Below are 18,160 nucleotides of genomic sequence, written 5' to 3' on the forward strand. Positions count from 1 at the left end.
TTTGGTCAACCAAACAAATATACTATTCATTTCTTTAAAACCAAAAAACGCTTCCAAAATTGTTGAAAGCGTTTTTCTTATAAATCATAAAGAATTATTGTGATTAATTCTCTTTTTTGTCATTATTTCTAGGTTTTCTATCACCTTTTGGCCTATCTCCTTTTGGTCTATCACCTTCTTTTCTTGGTGGTCTAGGTAATAAAGCTTTTCTGGAAACTTTTTCCTTGCGAGTTCTGGAATCAATACCAAAGTATTTCACATCCATGATATCTCCCATATTTACCACATCACTTACATTTTCAGTGCGTTCCCATGCTAATTCAGAAACGTGAAGTAATACTTCATTTCCTGGAGCTTCCGTATACTCTACAACTGCACCGAAGTCTAACATTTTTACGACTTTTACTTCGTATACACTTCCAACTTGTGGTTTAAATGTGATAGAATCGATTTTTGCTAATACAGCATCGATTCCTTCCTGATCTGTACCTAGGATTTCTACATTACCTTCTTCGGTAACAGGATCTTCATTAATTACAATTGTAGTATTTGTTTCTTTTTGTAATTCTTGAATTACTTTTCCTCCAGGACCAATAAGGGCTCCGATATATTCTCCAGGTATAGTTCTGGTAACCATTTTTGGAGCATGTCCTTTCACATCTGCATTCGGAGTTGCGATAGTATCGGTTAATTTTTCAAGGATATGTAAACGACCATCACGAGCTTGTTTCAATGCATTTACTAAAATCTCATAACTTAATCCTTTGATTTTAATATCCATCTGACATGCAGTGATACCATCAGCAGTACCAGTTACTTTAAAATCCATATCTCCTAAATGATCTTCATCACCTAAAATATCAGACAATACAGCATAGTTTCCTGAATCTGCATCCGAAATTAGTCCCATGGCTATTCCTGAAACTGGCTTTTTAAGTTGAACTCCAGCATCCATTAATGCCATAGTACCTGAACATACAGTTGCCATAGAAGAAGAACCATTAGATTCTAAAATTTCTGAAACTACACGCACTGTATATGGACAATCATCAGGAATCATTCCTTTAAGTGCTCGTTGTGCTAAATTACCATGTCCAACTTCTCTTCTAGAAGTTCCACGAATAGGTCTCGCTTCTCCAGTTGAGAAAGGAGGGAAGTTATAATGAAGATAAAATGTTTCTTCTCCTTCGTAAGAAGGCATATCTATTTGATTCGCTTCTCTGGAAGTACCTAAAGTTACAGTTGCTAATGCCTGTGTTTCTCCTCTTGTGAAGATTGAAGATCCATGTGTTGATGGCAAGTAATCTACTTCACACCAAATCGGTCGAATTTCTGTAGTTTTTCTTCCGTCTAGTCTTAGTCCTTCGTTTAGTGTCAAATCACGAACCGCTGCTTTTTCAGCTTTTCCATAATATTTAGATACAAGATCTCCAATATCTTCTAATTCTTCTTCCGAAAAAGTAGCTAATATTTCTTCTTTGATTTCTGCAAATGCAGCACCTCTTTCTTTTTTAGAGGAACCTTGTTTTGCCACAGCATATACTTTGTCATATGCCATTTCGTGAATTTTTTGAGCTAGTTCTTCATCATTTCTCTCAGGCTCATATTCTCTTACTTCTTTCTTTCCGAACGCTTCCGCTAATTTTCTCTGTGCTACACACTGAACTTTAATTGCTTCATGAGCGAACTTGATAGCTTCCGTCATTTCCTCTTCAGAGATTTCATCCATTTCTCCTTCAACCATCATAACAGAATCTTCTGAGGCACCAATTACCATATCGATATCAGATTCGTCTAATTGAGCTCTTGTAGGGTTTATGATAAATTCACCATTAATTCTTCCTACTCTAACTTCTGAAATCGGACATTCAAATGGGAAATCAGATAATTGTATTGCTGCAGAAGCTGCTAACGCTGCCATTGCATCTGGCATTACATTTTCATCATGAGACATTAATTGGATCATTACCTGAGTCTCTGAGTGATAGTCTTTTGGGAAAAGAGGACGCAATACACGATCTACTAATCTCATTGTTAATACCTCTCCATCACTTGGTCTTGCCTCTCTCTTAAAAAATCCACCAGGATACCTACCAGCTGCCGCAAATTTTTCTCTATAGTCTACTGTTAAAGGTAAAAAATCTACGTCTGCTGCTTTGTAGTTTGAAACTACTGTACACAATAACATACATTTTCCTGATTGAACAACTACAGAACCGTGTGCCTGTTTCGCTAATTTTCCGGTCTCTAGGCTTATTTCTCTTCCATCTCCTAGATCAATGACCTCTCTATACACTTTTGGAATCATATTCTTTTTTAGATTCTAACCTTGATATACTGGCTATGTATACACCTATAGTATATCACGGTTTTATTAAACATTGGTTTCCGTCTTACTCGGACGGACAAGGTTGTGTTGTTGTAGTTGTTGTGCGACCAATGAAAAACTAAGGCATTCATTTTAACCTTCTTTAGGTCAAAATGTTTTATTTAATTTAATCAAAAAGGAAATAAGTATAACTAAAAAGAGAGGCATACAGCCTCTCTTTCTTGATTATTTTCTTAATCCTAATTCTTTAACGATTGCACGATATCTCATGATATCTTTCTTTTTAAGATAGTCTAAAAGATCTCGACGCTTACCCACTAACTTCACTAATGAACGCTCAGTGTTAAAATCTTTACGATTCTTTTTTAAGTGCTCAGTTAAATGTGTAATTCTGTGTGTAAACAATGCAATCTGTCCTTCAGCAGAACCAGTATCGTTTTTCCCTTTACCGTGTTTTGCGAAGATTTCTTCTTTAGTTTCTTTTGTTAAATACATTCCAATATTATTTAAATGATTTTTATGTATATCTAGCATTCTGCTATTAGCGTGCAAATATAATACTTTTTATATAAGAAATACTTTTTGTAAAAAAAAAGATGGTGAATTAAACCTTTTCTAAAGTGGTAAGTCTTAAAGAAGTAACATTAAAAATTAAGATAATGAAGAACAACATTTTAAAATTTGGTTTTATTGCATTCTTTTCGGTGGTTTTAGTGGGGTGTAATAATGAAGAAGTAGCAGATCAATTATCATTGGATGCTATAGATAGTGAAGAAGCGGCTTTAACCGCTGATATTGATGATGGTTCTGAAGTGATAAGTGATCTTACTTTACAAGGTTTTGAAGATGAAGAAGGCTTGTCAAAAAGTAATGGACGTTTTTTGCCGGACTGTGCAACGGTAACTATTGTATTAACAGATACTACTAAAAATGTAACAATTGATTTTGGTACCGAAGGATGCGAAGTTAGAAGCGGACATATTATAAAAGGAAAAATTTTGATGTCTTATGAACTTGATGTAGAAGCAATGTCTCTTGTAATTAATTATAGTTTAGAAGATTTCTTTATAGATGATAATCAATTTGAAGGGTCAAGAACTATTACTAGATTAAAGTCTAATCAAAATGGTAATCCTGAGTATTCAATGGAGTTGAATCTTACGGTTACTTTTGCTGATGGTACGCAAGCATCAAGAACGGGTAGTAAAACACGTGAATGGATTGAAGGTGCTTTTAATGGTAATTGGGGAGATAATGTGTTTTTGATTAATGGAGCATGGCAAACGAATTTTGCAAATGGAAATATGCATAGTACGACAATCACTACTCCTTTAAGGAGAGAGGCAAGTTGCAGATTTTTAGTGAGTGGCGTTGTTGAATTAGTAAGGACTAACTATAGTGGTACGTTAGATTATGGAGATGGATCTTGTGATAATCAGGCATTATTTACTAATTCTGAAGGTGAAGAAAGAGAAATTTTATTGTAATTATAAGGTATAATAAAAAAGCGTCCTCAAGAAAGGACGCTTTTTTTATTTGTAGTAATCTTAATCTAGTTGGATGACAAAGGTCGATTAAGAATTAGATCAAGATATAGATTTATTTTTTCTTTTAGGTTTTGTCTAGGACTAATAAAGTCTAGGAAACCATGTTCTTTTAAAAACTCAGCCGTTTGGAAACCTTCAGGAAGTTCTTTTCCTGTAGTATCTCGAACAACTCTTGGTCCAGCAAATCCAATTAAAGCTCCCGGTTCTGCAATGTTTATATCTCCAAGCATTGCAAAAGAAGCAGTTGTTCCTCCAGTTGTAGGATCTGTGCATAAAGATATATAAGGGATTCCTGCATCAGCTAATTGTGCTAACTTTGCAGACGTTTTTGCTAATTGCATTAATGATAGTGCAGCTTCCATCATACGAGCTCCACCAGATTTGGAGATGATCATAAATGGTATTTTATTTTTTAAAGCATGGTCAGCTGCTCTGGCTATTTTTTCTCCAACGACGCTTCCCATAGAACCACCTATAAATGAAAAATCCATACAAGCAATTACAATATCATTACCATTTGATTTTCCAACGGCAGTCCTAACCGCATCTTTTAGATTCGTTTTTTCCTGTGCGTCCTTTAGACGTTCAGTATATTTCTTTTTGTCTTCGAATTTAAGAGGATCTTTTGAGGTAAGATTTTTATCCAATTCTTTAAACTTATTATCGTCAAAAAGGATTTCAAAATATTCTTTACTACCTATTCTTACGTGATACCCATCTTCTGGACTTACATAAAAGTTTTTTTCTAGTTGCTCTGCATCGACTATTTTTCCTGTAGGCGATTTATACCAAAGTCCTTTTGGAACATCTTTTTTGTCCTCGGTAGCAGTTTGTATACCTTTTTGAGTTCTCTTAAACCAAGCCATAAATTATTTATATTAAAAAAGCTGAAACTCTTTAGTATGTTTAGAGTTTCAGCTTGGTTGTCTATCTTATTATAATGTATCTACATTATTTAAATCTTCAAAAGCCTTTTTAAGACGGTCCTTAAAAGTAATTTCTCCTTCTCTTAACCACTTTCTTGGATCGTAATATTTTTTATTAGGCTCATCAGCTCCTTCAGGATTTCCTATTTGAGTTTTGAGATAATCAATTTTTCCTGTCATATAATCTCTAATCCCTTCGTTAAAAGCAAACTGAAGATCTGTGTCAATATTCATTTTGATCACTCCATATCCAATAGCCTCTCTGATTTCTTCTAAGGTAGAACCGCTTCCTCCATGAAATACGAAGTCAATGTGGTTATGTTCTACACCATATTTTTCAGAAATAAATTCCTGAGAGTTTTTAAGAATTTTTGGAGTTAATTTTACATTTCCAGGTTTGTACACACCATGAACATTACCGAAAGCAGCAGCTACTGTAAATTTATCACTTACTTTGCTTAGTTCTTCATAAGCATAAGCAACTTCTTCAGGCTGTGTATATAATTTAGAATCATCTACATCACTATTATCTACACCATCTTCTTCTCCTCCAGTAATACCTAATTCTATTTCCAGAGTCATTCCCATTTTACTCATTCGAGCAAGATATTCTTTACAAATTTCGATGTTTTCCTCTATTGGTTCTTCAGATAGATCAATCATATGAGAACTGTATAGAGGTTTTCCTGTCTCTTTATAAAAAGCTTCACCTGCTTCTAATAATCCGTCTATCCAAGGAAGTAATTTTTTTGCACAGTGGTCAGTGTGCAAAATTACAGGCACTCCATAAGCTTCAGCCATTAGATGTACGTGTCTAGCTCCTGCAGTAGCACCCGCAATCGCAGCTTTTTGATCCTCATTAGAAAGTCCTTTTCCTGCATTAAACTGTGCTCCTCCATTTGAGAATTGAATAATTACCGGAGAATTTAATTCTGCTGCAGTTTCTAATACTGCATTGATAGAATTGGATCCAATTACATTTACCGCTGGTAAGGCGAAAGCTTTTTCTTTGGCATAATTAAAGATAGCCTGTACTTCGTCTCCTGTTGCAACTCCTGGTTTGATGTTGTGACTCATAATTTACTTTTAGTTAATAAGCCTACAAAAATAATAAAATAATACTGAATGAATTTTAAATTTAAAGGTGAAAAATAAGGATTATTGTTAAAAAGGATAATTAATCCCTACATTATAAACTCCTTCAGAAAAGTTATAACCTTTAAACCACCTTTGATCGTCTAAACGAGCAGGATTGAACGTCTTGAAACCGAGATCTAATCTAACTACGAAGAAATCAAAATCATATCGAAGTCCTAATCCACTTCCTACGGCAATTTCCTGAATATCATCTAGTCTAGAAAAAACGGCGTCTTCTTCTTCTACACTGTCTAAAACATTCCAGATATTACCCGCATCTACAAAGAAAGCTCCATTGAGAGCACCCAGAATATTATATCTAAATTCTGCATTTAACGCAATTTTCATGTTGGCTTCGTTAAATTCATTTCTACCACCACTACTTCCTGGGCCCAAATCATATGGCAACCAAGCACGATTGTCGTTTGGACCACCTCCAAAAAAACTTCGTGCAAAAGGTATACTGTTTGCATTACCGTAAGGTATTGCAATACCTCCAAATGCTCTGAATGCTAAGACACTTTTTCTTCCAAGGTCCCAATGTTTTATGTAATCTAATTCTGTTTTTACGTATTGAGAAAACTCTACACCAAATATTTCGAAACGATCATTAGAATTTTTTCTTAGCGCAGCAAGATTAGAGACAGCGTTTAAAACATTTCCTGCAAGTTCTATTTTGGCTCTGAACCTTGAAAAATCCTCATCATAAAGGTTTTCTCGATTGTTTTTTAGATAGGTGTAACTGGAAGCGAAAATCAGGTTATCTTCAGTAAGTCGTTCTTTTCTTTCATTTATGTTTCTTATCTCTTGTATTTGCTCTGGACTAAGGTCTGAATCTGCAGATTCACCTAGAGATTGTAAAATAAAGCTGTCTGCACCTGATGGTATAGATAAGATGTTTTCATTGATGTTTTCAGGGTCAAAAAAGGGAGAACCAGCATCCAATACTTCGTTTGCAATATTATTTAATCGACCGAAAGAATTAGAGTATACATTGAAATAATTTCCTGTATTTAGATTTCTAACATATTGAACGTTAACTAAATCAATTTGATTGGTGAGCTTTGTATTTGGTTTCCATTGGTAATTAAAAATACCTGAAGCATTCTGCTTGTCCAAACCAATATTTTGTTGTGTATTAATACCAAAAATAAGATTGGTAGTTGGGGACATATATTTTGGGATAATTCTTCTAGTTTGTATAGGGAAAATAATTTTAGGGAATGATAATTTAAGGTCAACACCAATTTCTGAGATGTCAAAAAATTGGCTATTAGGATCTACAGGGTCTTTAGAGGATCCTATACTTCCTCTACCAGAAATTTCAAAAATTTCTGCTCCTCCAAAAACATTTCGAATTAAAAAAGAGCCACTGAATCCAATTCCAAATACCTGAATATTGGAAGTAGATACATCAACTTCTACATTAGCACTATACTTTTTTCTTGGTGTTAATAATACATTTGCTATTAGATCTGTTCCTTCAGGATCATCAGGATCAATGTTATATCGAATATTCGGATACTTAAAGGTTTTTAAATTGTTGATTTGATTATATGTAAGTGTTCGATCTTTATCCCGAAAAATCTCACCAGGTGTTATTAAAATAGAATTGGCAATTGCTTTACGAGTATACCTTAGTTTATCATAACTATAAATATTATATCCATTATAAGAAGCGCTATCTTTTGGCGTTTCATTTCTGTTTTGATATGAGTAATCAGTAAATACGTTGACTTTGCTAATTTTGTGAACTTTAAAAGGGATACGTTTTGTCTCCTCGTCTTCTGTTACTTGTCTATTTTTAATAAGAAGGTTAAGGTGTATCTTTTGATTTGTGTTTACTGTGTCAGCATCAAACTTTATATATTCTTTTTCAAAATGATATAACCCAGAATTTCTGTAAAGACTTGTTAATCTTTCTCTTTCTGACTCGATATCTAAAGTTCTGTATTGTTTTCCAACTACTATAGCAGATTTATCACGATGTAATTGATAAATAGAATCTGCTGCTTTTGATTCAATTTTTGTATTTAGTGTGTCAATAAAGTAGGGCTTATGAGGGCGTATGTAATATGCAGCAGAAGCTCTTTGATCGATATCGTAGTTAATTTTGTAGTCAGCTTTTACATTAAACCATCCATTGTTCCAATAGTAAGATTGTAATCTTTTAATGGATCTTTTCGCTTTAGAGCTATCTACAACCACAGGAGCTTCACCAGCTTTTTTTAACCAATTATTAATTCCTGCGTAGGCTACTCCTAATCTATTGACCTGTTTTTTTGATAAAAAATTAGTAAGTCTCTTTTCTCTTTTCGGATTTTTGTATAACCAATTTTGATATGCTGAATCAGGATTTACTTTGGCAAGATTATATAGATGAAGTCTAAAGGGAGTCCAAGCTAGTTTGGCATTAGGTTTTTGATACAACTGATTATAGAGTTTGGTATCACTACTTTTTGTGCTATCAACAAAAATTTCATTTTTTGTCAATAGGTATTCTTGTTCTGGTACTCTTTTAATGGCATTACAAGAAATTAAAAAAATTGTAGATACTACAACAAATACTATTTTTGTGAGCAGGTGTTTCAATCGAGAATCATTATTGTGTCAAAAATACATTATTTGTATGGTTAGCAAAAACCAAAAGAAATTAATAACTAGTTTACATCAAAAAAAGTACCGAAAACAACATGGATTGTTTGTTGCGGAAGGAAAAAAGGTTATTCAAGAGTTTTTAGAGGCTGATTTAGAACTTCATTCTCTTTTTACTTTAGATGTTTCTTATTTTAAAACACCAATTGAAAAAACGTTTGGCGTTAACGAGTCAGAATTAAAAAGTATTACCTTTTTAAAAACACCGCAATTTGCGCTAGCATTATTTTATATTCCAGATGCTAAGGCTATAGATACGGATCATCTCATTCTAGCATTAGATGATGTTCGTGATCCTGGAAATTTAGGAACTATCATTCGATTGTGTGATTGGTTTGGGATTCGTAGTTTATTTTGCTCTGAACAAACGGTAGATTGTTTTAATCCGAAAGTTATTCAGGCAACTATGGGATCCATTACTCGTGTTAATATCGTTTATGGGGATTTACAAAGTTTTTTGATTTTGAATCAAAATGATATACCAGTATATGGAACTTTTATGGATGGTAATATCATTTATAAAGAGTCGTTATCAACAAAGGGAGTTATTGTAATGGGAAATGAGGCTAATGGTATTTCTGAAACGGTAGAAAAATTAGTTTCAAGAAAAATTGCAATTCCTCGATTTGGTGATAAACAAGTCACTGAAAGTCTTAATGTAGCAACCGCAACCGCAATTGTTCTAAACGAATTTAAACGTTCTTAAATAATCTTCTCTACTGAAAAGTAAAATTGATAAAAACTCCTCTTGAAGACATTTTATCAATTGCTGATGTGTATGGGCTATTAGGGTCGTTATCTGCCACTAATTCATCCGTCATAGCAAATACTCCTCGAATTGATGGAGTGAACTTAAAATAAAACAGATAGAAATCAATTCCGAATCCAAGTTCGAAATAATTGGTATTCGTTTTAGTTCTAAATTGCCCTACGCTATTATCGTCGGGATTATTTTCATTACTTGATAAATTAATAGAAGTAGAAACTCCACCAACGATAAATGGTTTGAAATTATTAAGTCTTTTTGTAGAAACTTTTAATAATAATGGTATATGAACGTAGGTTGAAGTTACTTCTCTGAAACGCTGGTTTTCATTAAAGTCAGGTCCTGTAAATGTCAAATCTCTTCTTACAAAAGATACCTGTGGTTCTAATCTAAGATCTAAATAATCATTGATTCTTAAATTTCCTAATAGACCAACGTTAAATCCGACAGATTTAGCAACTTCCACATCATTTGTTAATATAGGGTCTTCTCCTTCTGGAGTAGCCTTATAATCAAAGTTGAAATCATAGGTGTTGAACCCAAGAATGTATCCCCAACTTAGTCTTGGTTTATCATAATTTTGTAAGTTTCTAACACGTTCTTTAGAAAACAACTGTGCGCTCATATCTTGAGCACAAACAATAACAGCTATGGCTATAAAAATTTTTTTCATATTATTTTGTGGCTGTATAAATTGTAGCTACACCAAAAGTTTGTGGATGATCTTCGACTTCTATAAACCCAATTTTTCTCAAAATATTGTTGAAAGCGTTTCCATAAGGAAATGCAGCTGCACTTTCACTAAGATAAGAATATGCTGATCTATCCTTAGAAAATATCTTGCCAATTAAAGGAAGAATCGAAGAAGTATAAAGCTTATATCCTTGTTTATAAGGGGTTTTGGTTGGTATAGAGGTCTCTAGGACAACAAAGATACCTCCAGGTTTTAATACTCTATATATTTCTGAAAGTCCTTGTTCTAAATCTTCAAAATTTCTTGCGCCAAAAGCTACTGTTATAGCATCAAAATAATTCTCATCATATGGTAAACTTTCACCATCACCTTTGACCATTGTAATAATCTGGTCAAGTTTTCTTGCCTTAATTTTATCTTTTCCAACTGCTAGCATTCCTGCTGAGATATCCAAACCAACGATCTCAGAAGCTCCAGTTTGTGCAAGATTAATTGCGAGATCTCCAGTTCCGGTTGCTACATCGAGAATGTTATTTGGGTTAGTGTCAGAAACTATTTTGACAACTTTTTTACGCCACTTTACATCGATTCCAAAGGAGATTACTCTATTCAGACCGTCATAGTTACCAGAAATAGTATCAAACATCTCCGTAACCTGTTCTTTTTTTGTGGTGGTTTTATCTTTGTATGGCGTTATTTTTTCTGACATTCGAAAAATTTAGGCAAATATACATTTTTGATAGGTATCGTAGGAAAAGAATGTCATTTAGTTGTGTTAACCTTATGAATTTTAGAATTTACTTTGCTTAAATATGATGAAGTATTTAAACTAGTTGATCTCAAATATTAAAATTGTAAGTGGTTTGCTTTTAAAAAACAAATCTCGGAATTCCTTCAGAGGTAGAACGTATTCTTAATCGAGAATATTTAATTAGTTTTTATTTTTTCCAGAAGACGCTTTGCTTTTACATTGTCTTTATCTTGTTTCAAGGCTTTTGTTAGGTGTTGAATTGCTTTGTTTTCTTCCTTTTCATAATAATAATAGCTTCTGTCAATTAGAAAGTTTATATAACTAGATTCTATTTTTTTATCTTTAAATTTTTCATTTAGATATAGATTTATGCTTAAATGTTAGTTTTATAGATTTCAGTAGATCCATCTTTGTGAGTATCTCCGTAAAAAATGGAAGTCTAGAATTAATCAATGTAACATTTGATTAATTTCCTTAAGAATTAGCTCTTTTTTATGTTTTAACCCATGAAGATGCTTTCCTTTAAATTCTATAAATTTTTTTGGTCCAGAAGCATTGTCATATACCATTTTTCCTTGAGAAAATGGGACGTCTTTATCTTCTTTGCTATGAATAAAAAGTTTAGGAGTCTTATCAAGGTTTTTAATATCTTCTTTTGCTGCATAAGGAGAAATGTAATTTTTCTCTAAATACTCTTTGTATTCAGGAACATGATACATAGCTATGTCAGTAAATGAAGCCATTGTTCCTTCTAGAACTAATCCATTGATTTGCTCCTTATAGGTTTTTGCTAAAAGTGTGCCAATCTGGGTTCCTATAGAAATTCCATAGATAATTTTTGGTGTTTCTTTTATACCTTCTTTCTCAAGTAGATCTTCCAATATTAATGTACCATCTTTGTTAATGTTTTTGTGAGTAGGAATTCCAGTTGATTTACCATATCCCCTGAAATCTATCATAACTACTTGAAAATTGTCCTCTACTAATATTTTGGTGAGTGGAACGTAATAACTAATATTTCCTCCAGCGCCATGAAAATAGAAGATAGTTGCTTTGGGCTTTTCTTTTGGTTTTAGTATCAAAGCAGAAATGGTATCTTTTTCAATTTTAAATGATAATTCTTCGATGTTTTTCCATTCAATTGGTTGTAACTCCTTTTTTGGAAAATAGAATTTATCATCCATTTGAGCATTTATAACAGCAGAATGTATTATCAATAAGCTAATAAGTGTAATTTTCTTTAACATGTGTGTAAACCTTTTTAATTTTATAGCTAAGATGTAGTTGTTGTTTAATTGTTCTAAAAAATAATTACCGAATTGTCTTTTTTGTTTACTGAAATGAATAATTTCATTTATTATCACTGTAGTGGTGCTAAAAGAGTAGGGGTCTAAATAAAATTTTTAGGAGAATATTGTAAGTTGTAATAATTAATAGGAATTAGTTTGCACACTTGTTTTGAGTAAGGATGTCCTAATTATTTTTATCAATTTATGAAATTCCACTATCTTTGTAGACTTTTATTTTTCAGTAGAATTTTTTCACTTTTAAAAAATAAGTTTTTACTGAAGTTAATTTTATCTTTTGATGATAAATAATAAAAATTACGGATGAAAATTATTATTGCCGGAGCAGGCGAGGTAGGATTTCATTTGGCAAAATTACTTTCATTTGAATCTCAGGATATTACATTGATCGATCCTGATAAAGAATGTTTAAATTATGCGGATAGTCACTTAGATATTCGTGTGATAAAGGGAGACGCAACTTCAATAAGTATTCTAAAAGATGCCAGAGTAGAAAACGTAGATATGGTGATTAGTGTTACCTCTAGTGAGACTACTAATATTACCGTATGTGTTTTGGCTAAACAACTAGGAGCAAAACGTACGATTGCCAGAATTTCGAATACCGAATTTATTGAAAATAAGGAAGAAGTTGGATTTATCAAGTTTGGTATTGATGAGCTAATTTCTCCAGAAGCATTAGCTGCTAGTGAAATTGAACTATTACTTAATCAATCAGCTTTTAGTGATAGTTATGAATTTGAAGATGGAGCTTTGACAATGGTGGGGACTACACTTTCAGAAACAGCTCTTTTTGTGAATAAAACGGTACGTGAAGCGGCTGAAATTTTTCCGGAACTCCATTTCATGCCAATTGCAATCCAAAGATCAGGAACTCAATATACGATCATACCTAGAGGAGATACGAAGTTTAAAGAAGGCGATCAGGTATATTTTGTGACTTCAAAAGGTGGAGTAGAGGAGCTTTACAAGTTAACAGGTAAGGTAAAGGAGCAAATTAAGAAGGTGATGATCCTTGGTGGAAGTAAGATTGGATATAAAACCACTTGTGATTTATGTGATCATAAGTTTAGAGTGAAACTTATTGAAAGTGATAAGGATAAAGCCTTTGATTTGGCTGATGATTTACCAAATGCATTGATTATTAATGGTGATGGTCGTAATGTAGAGCTTTTGGAGGAAGAGAATATTGATGATATGGATGCTTTTATCGCGGTAACAGGTAATTCAGAAACCAATATTATGTCTTGTTTGGTTGCTAAATCAAAAGGAGTTAGGAAAACCATTGCGTTAGTAGAAAATATGGACTATTTTCAGCTATCACATTCTATAGGGATTGATACGTTGATTAATAAAAAGCTTTTAGCGGCTAATAATATATTTAGATTTATCAGAAAGGGAGAAGTAGTGGCGATGACAAAACTCAATAACATGAATGCCGAATTGTTGGAGTTTGTTGTAAAACCTACTTCTGAAGTAAGTGATAATCTTATCAGAGATCTTGATTTTCCAAGATCAGCTATTATAGCCGGAGTAATCAGAGATGGTGAGGGGATGATACCTTTAGGAGGTTTTTATATCAAAGCTGGTGATAGAGTAGTGGTATGCTGCTTGCCTAAATCTATTAAGAAAATAGAAAAACTATTCCTCTAACATGTCTAAGCTGAACTTTAAAATTATTACTCATATTATGGGGCTTTTATTGCTCTGTAATGGTGGGTTTATGTTAATAGCTACTATTGTTAGTTTTATCTACAAAGATGGTGTTACCATGCAAATTATGTTGGCGGCATTGTCAACTATGTTTGTAGGAATAATTTTAATGTTTCTTACCCGAGAACATCAAAAATCTATTAATAAGAGAGAAGGATACATCGTGGTTACTTTTGGATGGATTTTTATGTCTCTAAGTGGTACATTGCCTTATCTCTTTTCAGAAGCTATTCCTTCTTTTACAAATGCATTTTTTGAAACCATGTCAGGTTATACCACTACTGGTGCTTCTATACTCAATGAAATAGAAATTGTGCCAAAAGGTGTTTTGTTTTGGCGTAGCCTTACACATTGGATTGGTGGTATGGGAATCATTGTATTAGCGGTTGCGATTTTGCCACTATTAGGAATAGGAGGTATGCAGTTATTTGCAGCAGAAGCTCCAGGTCCAAGTGCAGATAAATTACACCCTAGAATTACAGATACTGCAAAAAGATTATGGCTGATTTATTTCGGCTATACAGCTGCAGAAACACTTTTGCTAAAACTTGCGGGTATGGATTTCTTTGATGCTATAAATCATGCGTTGAGTACATTGTCTACTGGAGGTTTTTCTACAAAAAATGCAAGTGTTGCATATTGGAATGACCAACCCCTTATTCAATATATTATTATTGTCTTTATGTTTTTAGCTGGAATGAATTTTATTTTAAGTTATTTTGGCTTTAAAGGGAAGTTTAGTAAGTTCTTAAAGGATGAGGAGTTTAAATGGTATTTAATATTTATGGTGGCATTTACTACTGTTTCTGCTTTTATAATTTATCTGAAAGCTGATCCTGCTAATTCTGTAATAGATCATCCCATGGTCTTAGGAGAAGCTGAGAGTGCTTTTAGACATGCATTATTTCAGGTGTTAGCAGTGATTACAACAACAGGGTTTGTTTCTGCCGACTTCACTGTATGGACTCCTTTTTTAAAAATTGTGTTTTTCGGACTGTTTTTTCTTGGAGGATCTGCGGGATCGACTGCTGGAGGAATGAAAATTGTTAGGCACTTGATTACTATTCGTAATGGTATTTTAGAATTTAAAAGAACATTGCATCCTAGAGCTATATTACCCGTTCGTTATAATACAAGAGCAGTTTCAAAAGAAATTGTTTATAACATATTGGCATTTTTTATATTGTATATGTTATCATTTATCATTGGATCTTTAGTATTAGGAATGCTAGGTTTGGATTTTGAAACTGCAATTGGTGGCGCGGCTTCTTCTCTTGGAAATGTTGGGCCTGCTTTAGGAAAACTTAGTCCAGTGAATAACTTTGATGTATTACCTGCTTTTGGGAAATGGTGGTGTGCTTTTTTAATGCTAATAGGAAGACTAGAACTGTTTACGGTACTTATACTGCTTACTCCTTTCTTTTGGAGAAACAGATAAGTTTTTTATTAAAAAGTGGCCTTCTAAGGAGCAATCGCATAAGGATTAATATACCAAAGTTCGGCAACTTTTTTAATGGTATCTTTTACTTTTCCTTGTACGCTTTGTAAATAGCGTGGTTCTATAAAGAATATGTCTAAAATAGCTTCATAGTAAGAAGCTGAACTCTCTACATCAGAAGGTGTGTAGTTCAGAATCTCATCATCGGAATACGGGCTTTTAAAATTTTCTTTGAAAATTTGAAGCACATTTTTTTGAACAATACGTTCTTTTTCAAGAATGTCCATAAATACAAATACAGGTTTTAAGATTGTTATTTATGTTCAAACTACAATTATTTCTCTTTTCTTAAATGTTTTCCCCAAAACAATACAGAATATCATTCGGTATAACTCTAAAAACATCAATTTATTTTCTGAAAATAAAAAATCGATGATTTTTATTGAATCATCGATTTTTTAATAAAAGTTATATGGTTTTGCTAAATTAACTAACCGCTTTTTTGATTCTGTCTACTGCTTCCGTAATTTGCTCAGTACTGGCTGCATATGAAATTCGTATACAGTTTCCATTCCCGAAAGCATCTCCAGTTACAGTTGCAACATTTGCCTTTTCTAACAAGAACATAGAGAAATCAGAAGCATTGTTGATTGTTGTACCGTTAATTGTTTTTCCGAAATAATAAGAAATGTCAGGGAATACATAAAATGCTCCTTCTGGTTCATTACATTCGAAACCAGGTATTTCTGCTAGTAAATCTAAAATCAATTTTCTACGATTTTTAAACTCATCTACCATATATTGGATATTACTAACTGGTGCTTCCAAAGCAGTAATCACTGCTCTTTGGGCTATACAGTTTGCACCACTTGTAACTTGACCTTGCATTTTATTACATGCTCTGGCAATTGCTTGAGGAGCACCAATATATCCTATTCTCCATCCAGTCATAGCAAATGCTTTTGCTACTCCATTTACTGTAACAGTTCTATTATACATATCATCAAATTGAGCCATAGATGCATGATCTCCAACATAATTGATGTGTTCGTATATTTCATCACTTACTACAATGATATCAGGATATTTTTGTAAAACATCTGCTAATGCTCTTAATTCCTCTTTACTGTAGATAGAACCACTAGGGTTACATGGGGAACTGTACCAGATCATTTTGGTTTTAGGAGTAATGGCACTTTCTAGCTGTGCTGCAGTCATTTTAAAATCGTTTTCAATAGAAGTTTTTACTTCTACCGGCACTCCTTCTGCTAGTTTTACTATATCACTATAACTAACCCAATATGGACAAGGAAGTATCACTTCGTCTCCTGGATTAAGGTATACTTGAGCAACATTATATAAAGATTGCTTTGCTCCGGTAGATACTACAATTTGAGAACGATCATACGTAAGATTATTATCTCTTTTAAACTTCGTGATGATAGCGTCCTTAAGCTCTACATAGCCATCTACAGGTGTATAAGAATTATAATTATCATTAACAGCCTGAATAGCTGCATCTTTTATGAAATCTGGAGTGTTGAAGTCAGGCTCACCTAAACTTAAACCAATAATGTCTTTTCCTTCGGCTCTTAATTCTCTAGCTTTTGCGGCCATTGCTAAGGTGGCAGAAGCTTTTAGTTTGTTGATTTTGTCTGATAATTGAATGCTCATTTCCGATACTTGTGTACTCATTTTGGTAATTGATAAATAAAAGTTATGACTGTATCGCAGGTTTTACTCCCATCTGTTTTAGATGTTTAAAATGTGCGATAATCGCTTTACGTGTAGTCTTATACTCATTATAAGGTAAATTAAACTCCTGAGCTGTTTGCTTAACAATCTTAGATATTTTCGTATAATGAATATGACTAATATGTGGAAAAATGTGGTGTTCCACTTGATGATTTAATCCTCCGGTAAACCAGTTGATCAATCTGTTTTTTGTAGAGAAATTTACTGTCGTAAACAATTGGTGAATTGCCCATGTGTTTTTCATAGTGCCAGTAGTGTCGGGTAGAGGCATTTGAGCTTCTTCCACCATATGTGCTAGTTGAAAAATAATACTTAATATTAATCCAGCTACATAATGCATTACAAAAAAACCAATCAAAATTTTCCACCATGCGATAGACATAATGATCATGGGTATAACAATCCAAATTAGTAAATAAATAATTTTAGTAATTACAATAGTACTCCATTGCTTAATAGGACTAGGAAGTTTTCCATATGCTAATTTTCTTGCTAAATATCTTTTAGTTTGCTTAAAATCAGTAGTCAAAGCCCAGTTAAAAGTTAGAAGTCCGTATAAAAATACAGAGTAATAGTGTTGAAATTTATGGAATTTCATCCATTTAGCATGTTTTGTGAAACGAATGATCCTTCCTGCATCCATATCTTCATCATGACCATGAATGTTTGTATAGGTATGATGCAAAACATTGTGCTGTACCTGCCAGTTATATACATTTCCGGCTAAAATATACATACTGCTACCCATAAGTTTATTGATCCATTTTTTAGACGAATAAGATCCATGATTTCCGTCGTGCATAACATTCATACCTACTCCAGCCATACCTACTCCCATAACTATAGTAAGCAGTAACATCCACCATTGAGAAATATTAAGTGTAAGAATTAAGAAATAAGGAGTTAAGAATATGGAAAACATAATGATAGTTTTCAGRTGTAATTTCCAATTTCCCGTTCGCTTGATATTATTTTCTTTGAAATACTGATTCACGCGTTTATTCAGAGTCCTGAAAAATTTTGCTGAATCAACTCTGCTAAATTTCACATTAGGTGTAGTCATGGGTTTCATATTTATGACTTAACGGTATTTGTCATATTTTATTCGGTAAAGTTAGGTATTTATATTTTTTTAACTTCTT

The 18,160-nt window shown here is 33.1% G+C and carries 15 protein-coding genes; 4 read left to right on the plus strand and 11 right to left on the minus strand.

Annotated elements, in window-relative coordinates:
* Positions 1-103: 103 nt before the first annotated feature.
* Both GBO31_RS01895 and rpsO read right to left on the minus strand, forming a co-directional pair.
* The gene (locus GBO31_RS01895; protein ID WP_219006613.1) at positions 104-2,308 is read right to left on the minus strand and encodes a polyribonucleotide nucleotidyltransferase; all 2,205 of its coding nucleotides are present in this window, start codon (positions 2,306-2,308) and stop codon (positions 104-106) included.
* A 246-nt stretch (positions 2,309-2,554) separates the two neighbouring features.
* Positions 2,555-2,824, minus strand: a complete 270-nt coding sequence (gene rpsO, locus GBO31_RS01900; RefSeq protein ID WP_219006669.1) for a 30S ribosomal protein S15 — start codon at positions 2,822-2,824, stop codon at positions 2,555-2,557.
* A gap of 164 nt (positions 2,825-2,988) precedes the next feature.
* Here rpsO and GBO31_RS01905 point away from each other — a divergent pair, with 164 nt between their 5' ends.
* Positions 2,989-3,816, plus strand: coding sequence for a hypothetical protein (locus tag GBO31_RS01905; protein WP_219006614.1), 828 nt, complete (start codon positions 2,989-2,991; stop codon positions 3,814-3,816).
* A gap of 65 nt (positions 3,817-3,881) precedes the next feature.
* Here the strand turns inward: GBO31_RS01905 and accD are convergent, their stop codons facing one another.
* The 3 genes from accD to GBO31_RS01920 form a co-directional block, all read right to left on the minus strand.
* On the minus strand, positions 3,882-4,742 hold the full coding sequence (gene accD / locus GBO31_RS01910) for an acetyl-CoA carboxylase, carboxyltransferase subunit beta (RefSeq protein ID WP_219006615.1): 861 nt from the start codon (positions 4,740-4,742) through the stop codon (positions 3,882-3,884).
* A 69-nt stretch (positions 4,743-4,811) separates the two neighbouring features.
* Complete coding sequence (gene fbaA / locus GBO31_RS01915) at positions 4,812-5,879, minus strand: class II fructose-bisphosphate aldolase (RefSeq protein ID WP_219006616.1); 1,068 nt, start codon at positions 5,877-5,879, stop codon at positions 4,812-4,814.
* Positions 5,880-5,966: 87 nt separating this feature from the next.
* The gene (locus tag GBO31_RS01920; protein ID WP_219006617.1) at positions 5,967-8,531 is read right to left on the minus strand and encodes a BamA/TamA family outer membrane protein; all 2,565 of its coding nucleotides are present in this window, start codon (positions 8,529-8,531) and stop codon (positions 5,967-5,969) included.
* A gap of 37 nt (positions 8,532-8,568) precedes the next feature.
* On the opposite strand from GBO31_RS01920, the gene GBO31_RS01925 reads away from it, so the two are divergent.
* Complete coding sequence (locus GBO31_RS01925; RefSeq protein WP_219006618.1) at positions 8,569-9,300, plus strand: TrmH family RNA methyltransferase; 732 nt, start codon at positions 8,569-8,571, stop codon at positions 9,298-9,300.
* A 10-nt stretch (positions 9,301-9,310) separates the two neighbouring features.
* On the opposite strand, the gene GBO31_RS01930 is transcribed toward GBO31_RS01925, so the two are convergent.
* The 3 genes from GBO31_RS01930 to GBO31_RS01940 all read right to left on the minus strand — a co-directional run bounded on the left by GBO31_RS01930 (position 9,311) and on the right by GBO31_RS01940 (position 12,052).
* Positions 9,311-10,033: a porin family protein gene (locus GBO31_RS01930; RefSeq protein WP_219006619.1), complete on the minus strand. Its 723-nt coding sequence runs from the start codon at positions 10,031-10,033 to the stop codon at positions 9,311-9,313.
* 1 nt (position 10,034) lies between these two features.
* Positions 10,035-10,763 (minus strand): bifunctional demethylmenaquinone methyltransferase/2-methoxy-6-polyprenyl-1,4-benzoquinol methylase UbiE, encoded by a 729-nt coding sequence (gene ubiE, locus GBO31_RS01935; RefSeq protein WP_219006620.1) that lies wholly within the window; start codon positions 10,761-10,763, stop codon positions 10,035-10,037.
* 491 nt (positions 10,764-11,254) lie between these two features.
* Entirely contained in the window at positions 11,255-12,052 is a 798-nt protein-coding gene (locus GBO31_RS01940; protein ID WP_219006621.1) for an alpha/beta hydrolase, read from the minus strand.
* A gap of 363 nt (positions 12,053-12,415) precedes the next feature.
* Here GBO31_RS01940 and trkA point away from each other — a divergent pair, with 363 nt between their 5' ends.
* Entirely contained in the window at positions 12,416-13,765 is a 1,350-nt protein-coding gene (gene trkA / locus GBO31_RS01945) for a Trk system potassium transporter TrkA (protein WP_219006622.1), read from the plus strand.
* A 1-nt stretch (position 13,766) separates the two neighbouring features.
* Positions 13,767-15,263, plus strand: coding sequence for a TrkH family potassium uptake protein (locus GBO31_RS01950; protein WP_219006623.1), 1,497 nt, complete (start codon positions 13,767-13,769; stop codon positions 15,261-15,263).
* A gap of 23 nt (positions 15,264-15,286) precedes the next feature.
* Here GBO31_RS01950 and GBO31_RS01955 read toward each other — a convergent pair whose 3' ends face one another.
* The 3 genes from GBO31_RS01955 to GBO31_RS01965 form a co-directional block, all read right to left on the minus strand.
* The gene (locus tag GBO31_RS01955) at positions 15,287-15,550 is read right to left on the minus strand and encodes a hypothetical protein (protein ID WP_219006624.1); all 264 of its coding nucleotides are present in this window, start codon (positions 15,548-15,550) and stop codon (positions 15,287-15,289) included.
* A 199-nt stretch (positions 15,551-15,749) separates the two neighbouring features.
* The gene (locus GBO31_RS01960; protein ID WP_219006670.1) at positions 15,750-16,937 is read right to left on the minus strand and encodes a pyridoxal phosphate-dependent aminotransferase; all 1,188 of its coding nucleotides are present in this window, start codon (positions 16,935-16,937) and stop codon (positions 15,750-15,752) included.
* Positions 16,938-16,980: 43 nt separating this feature from the next.
* The gene (locus GBO31_RS01965) at positions 16,981-18,081 is read right to left on the minus strand and encodes a fatty acid desaturase family protein (RefSeq protein ID WP_219006625.1); all 1,101 of its coding nucleotides are present in this window, start codon (positions 18,079-18,081) and stop codon (positions 16,981-16,983) included.
* Between the last annotated feature and the right edge of the window lie 79 nt (positions 18,082-18,160).

This window comes from Aquimarina litoralis (assembly GCF_019295435.1).
Classification (GTDB): Bacteria; Bacteroidota; Bacteroidia; order Flavobacteriales; family Flavobacteriaceae; genus Aquimarina; species Aquimarina litoralis_A.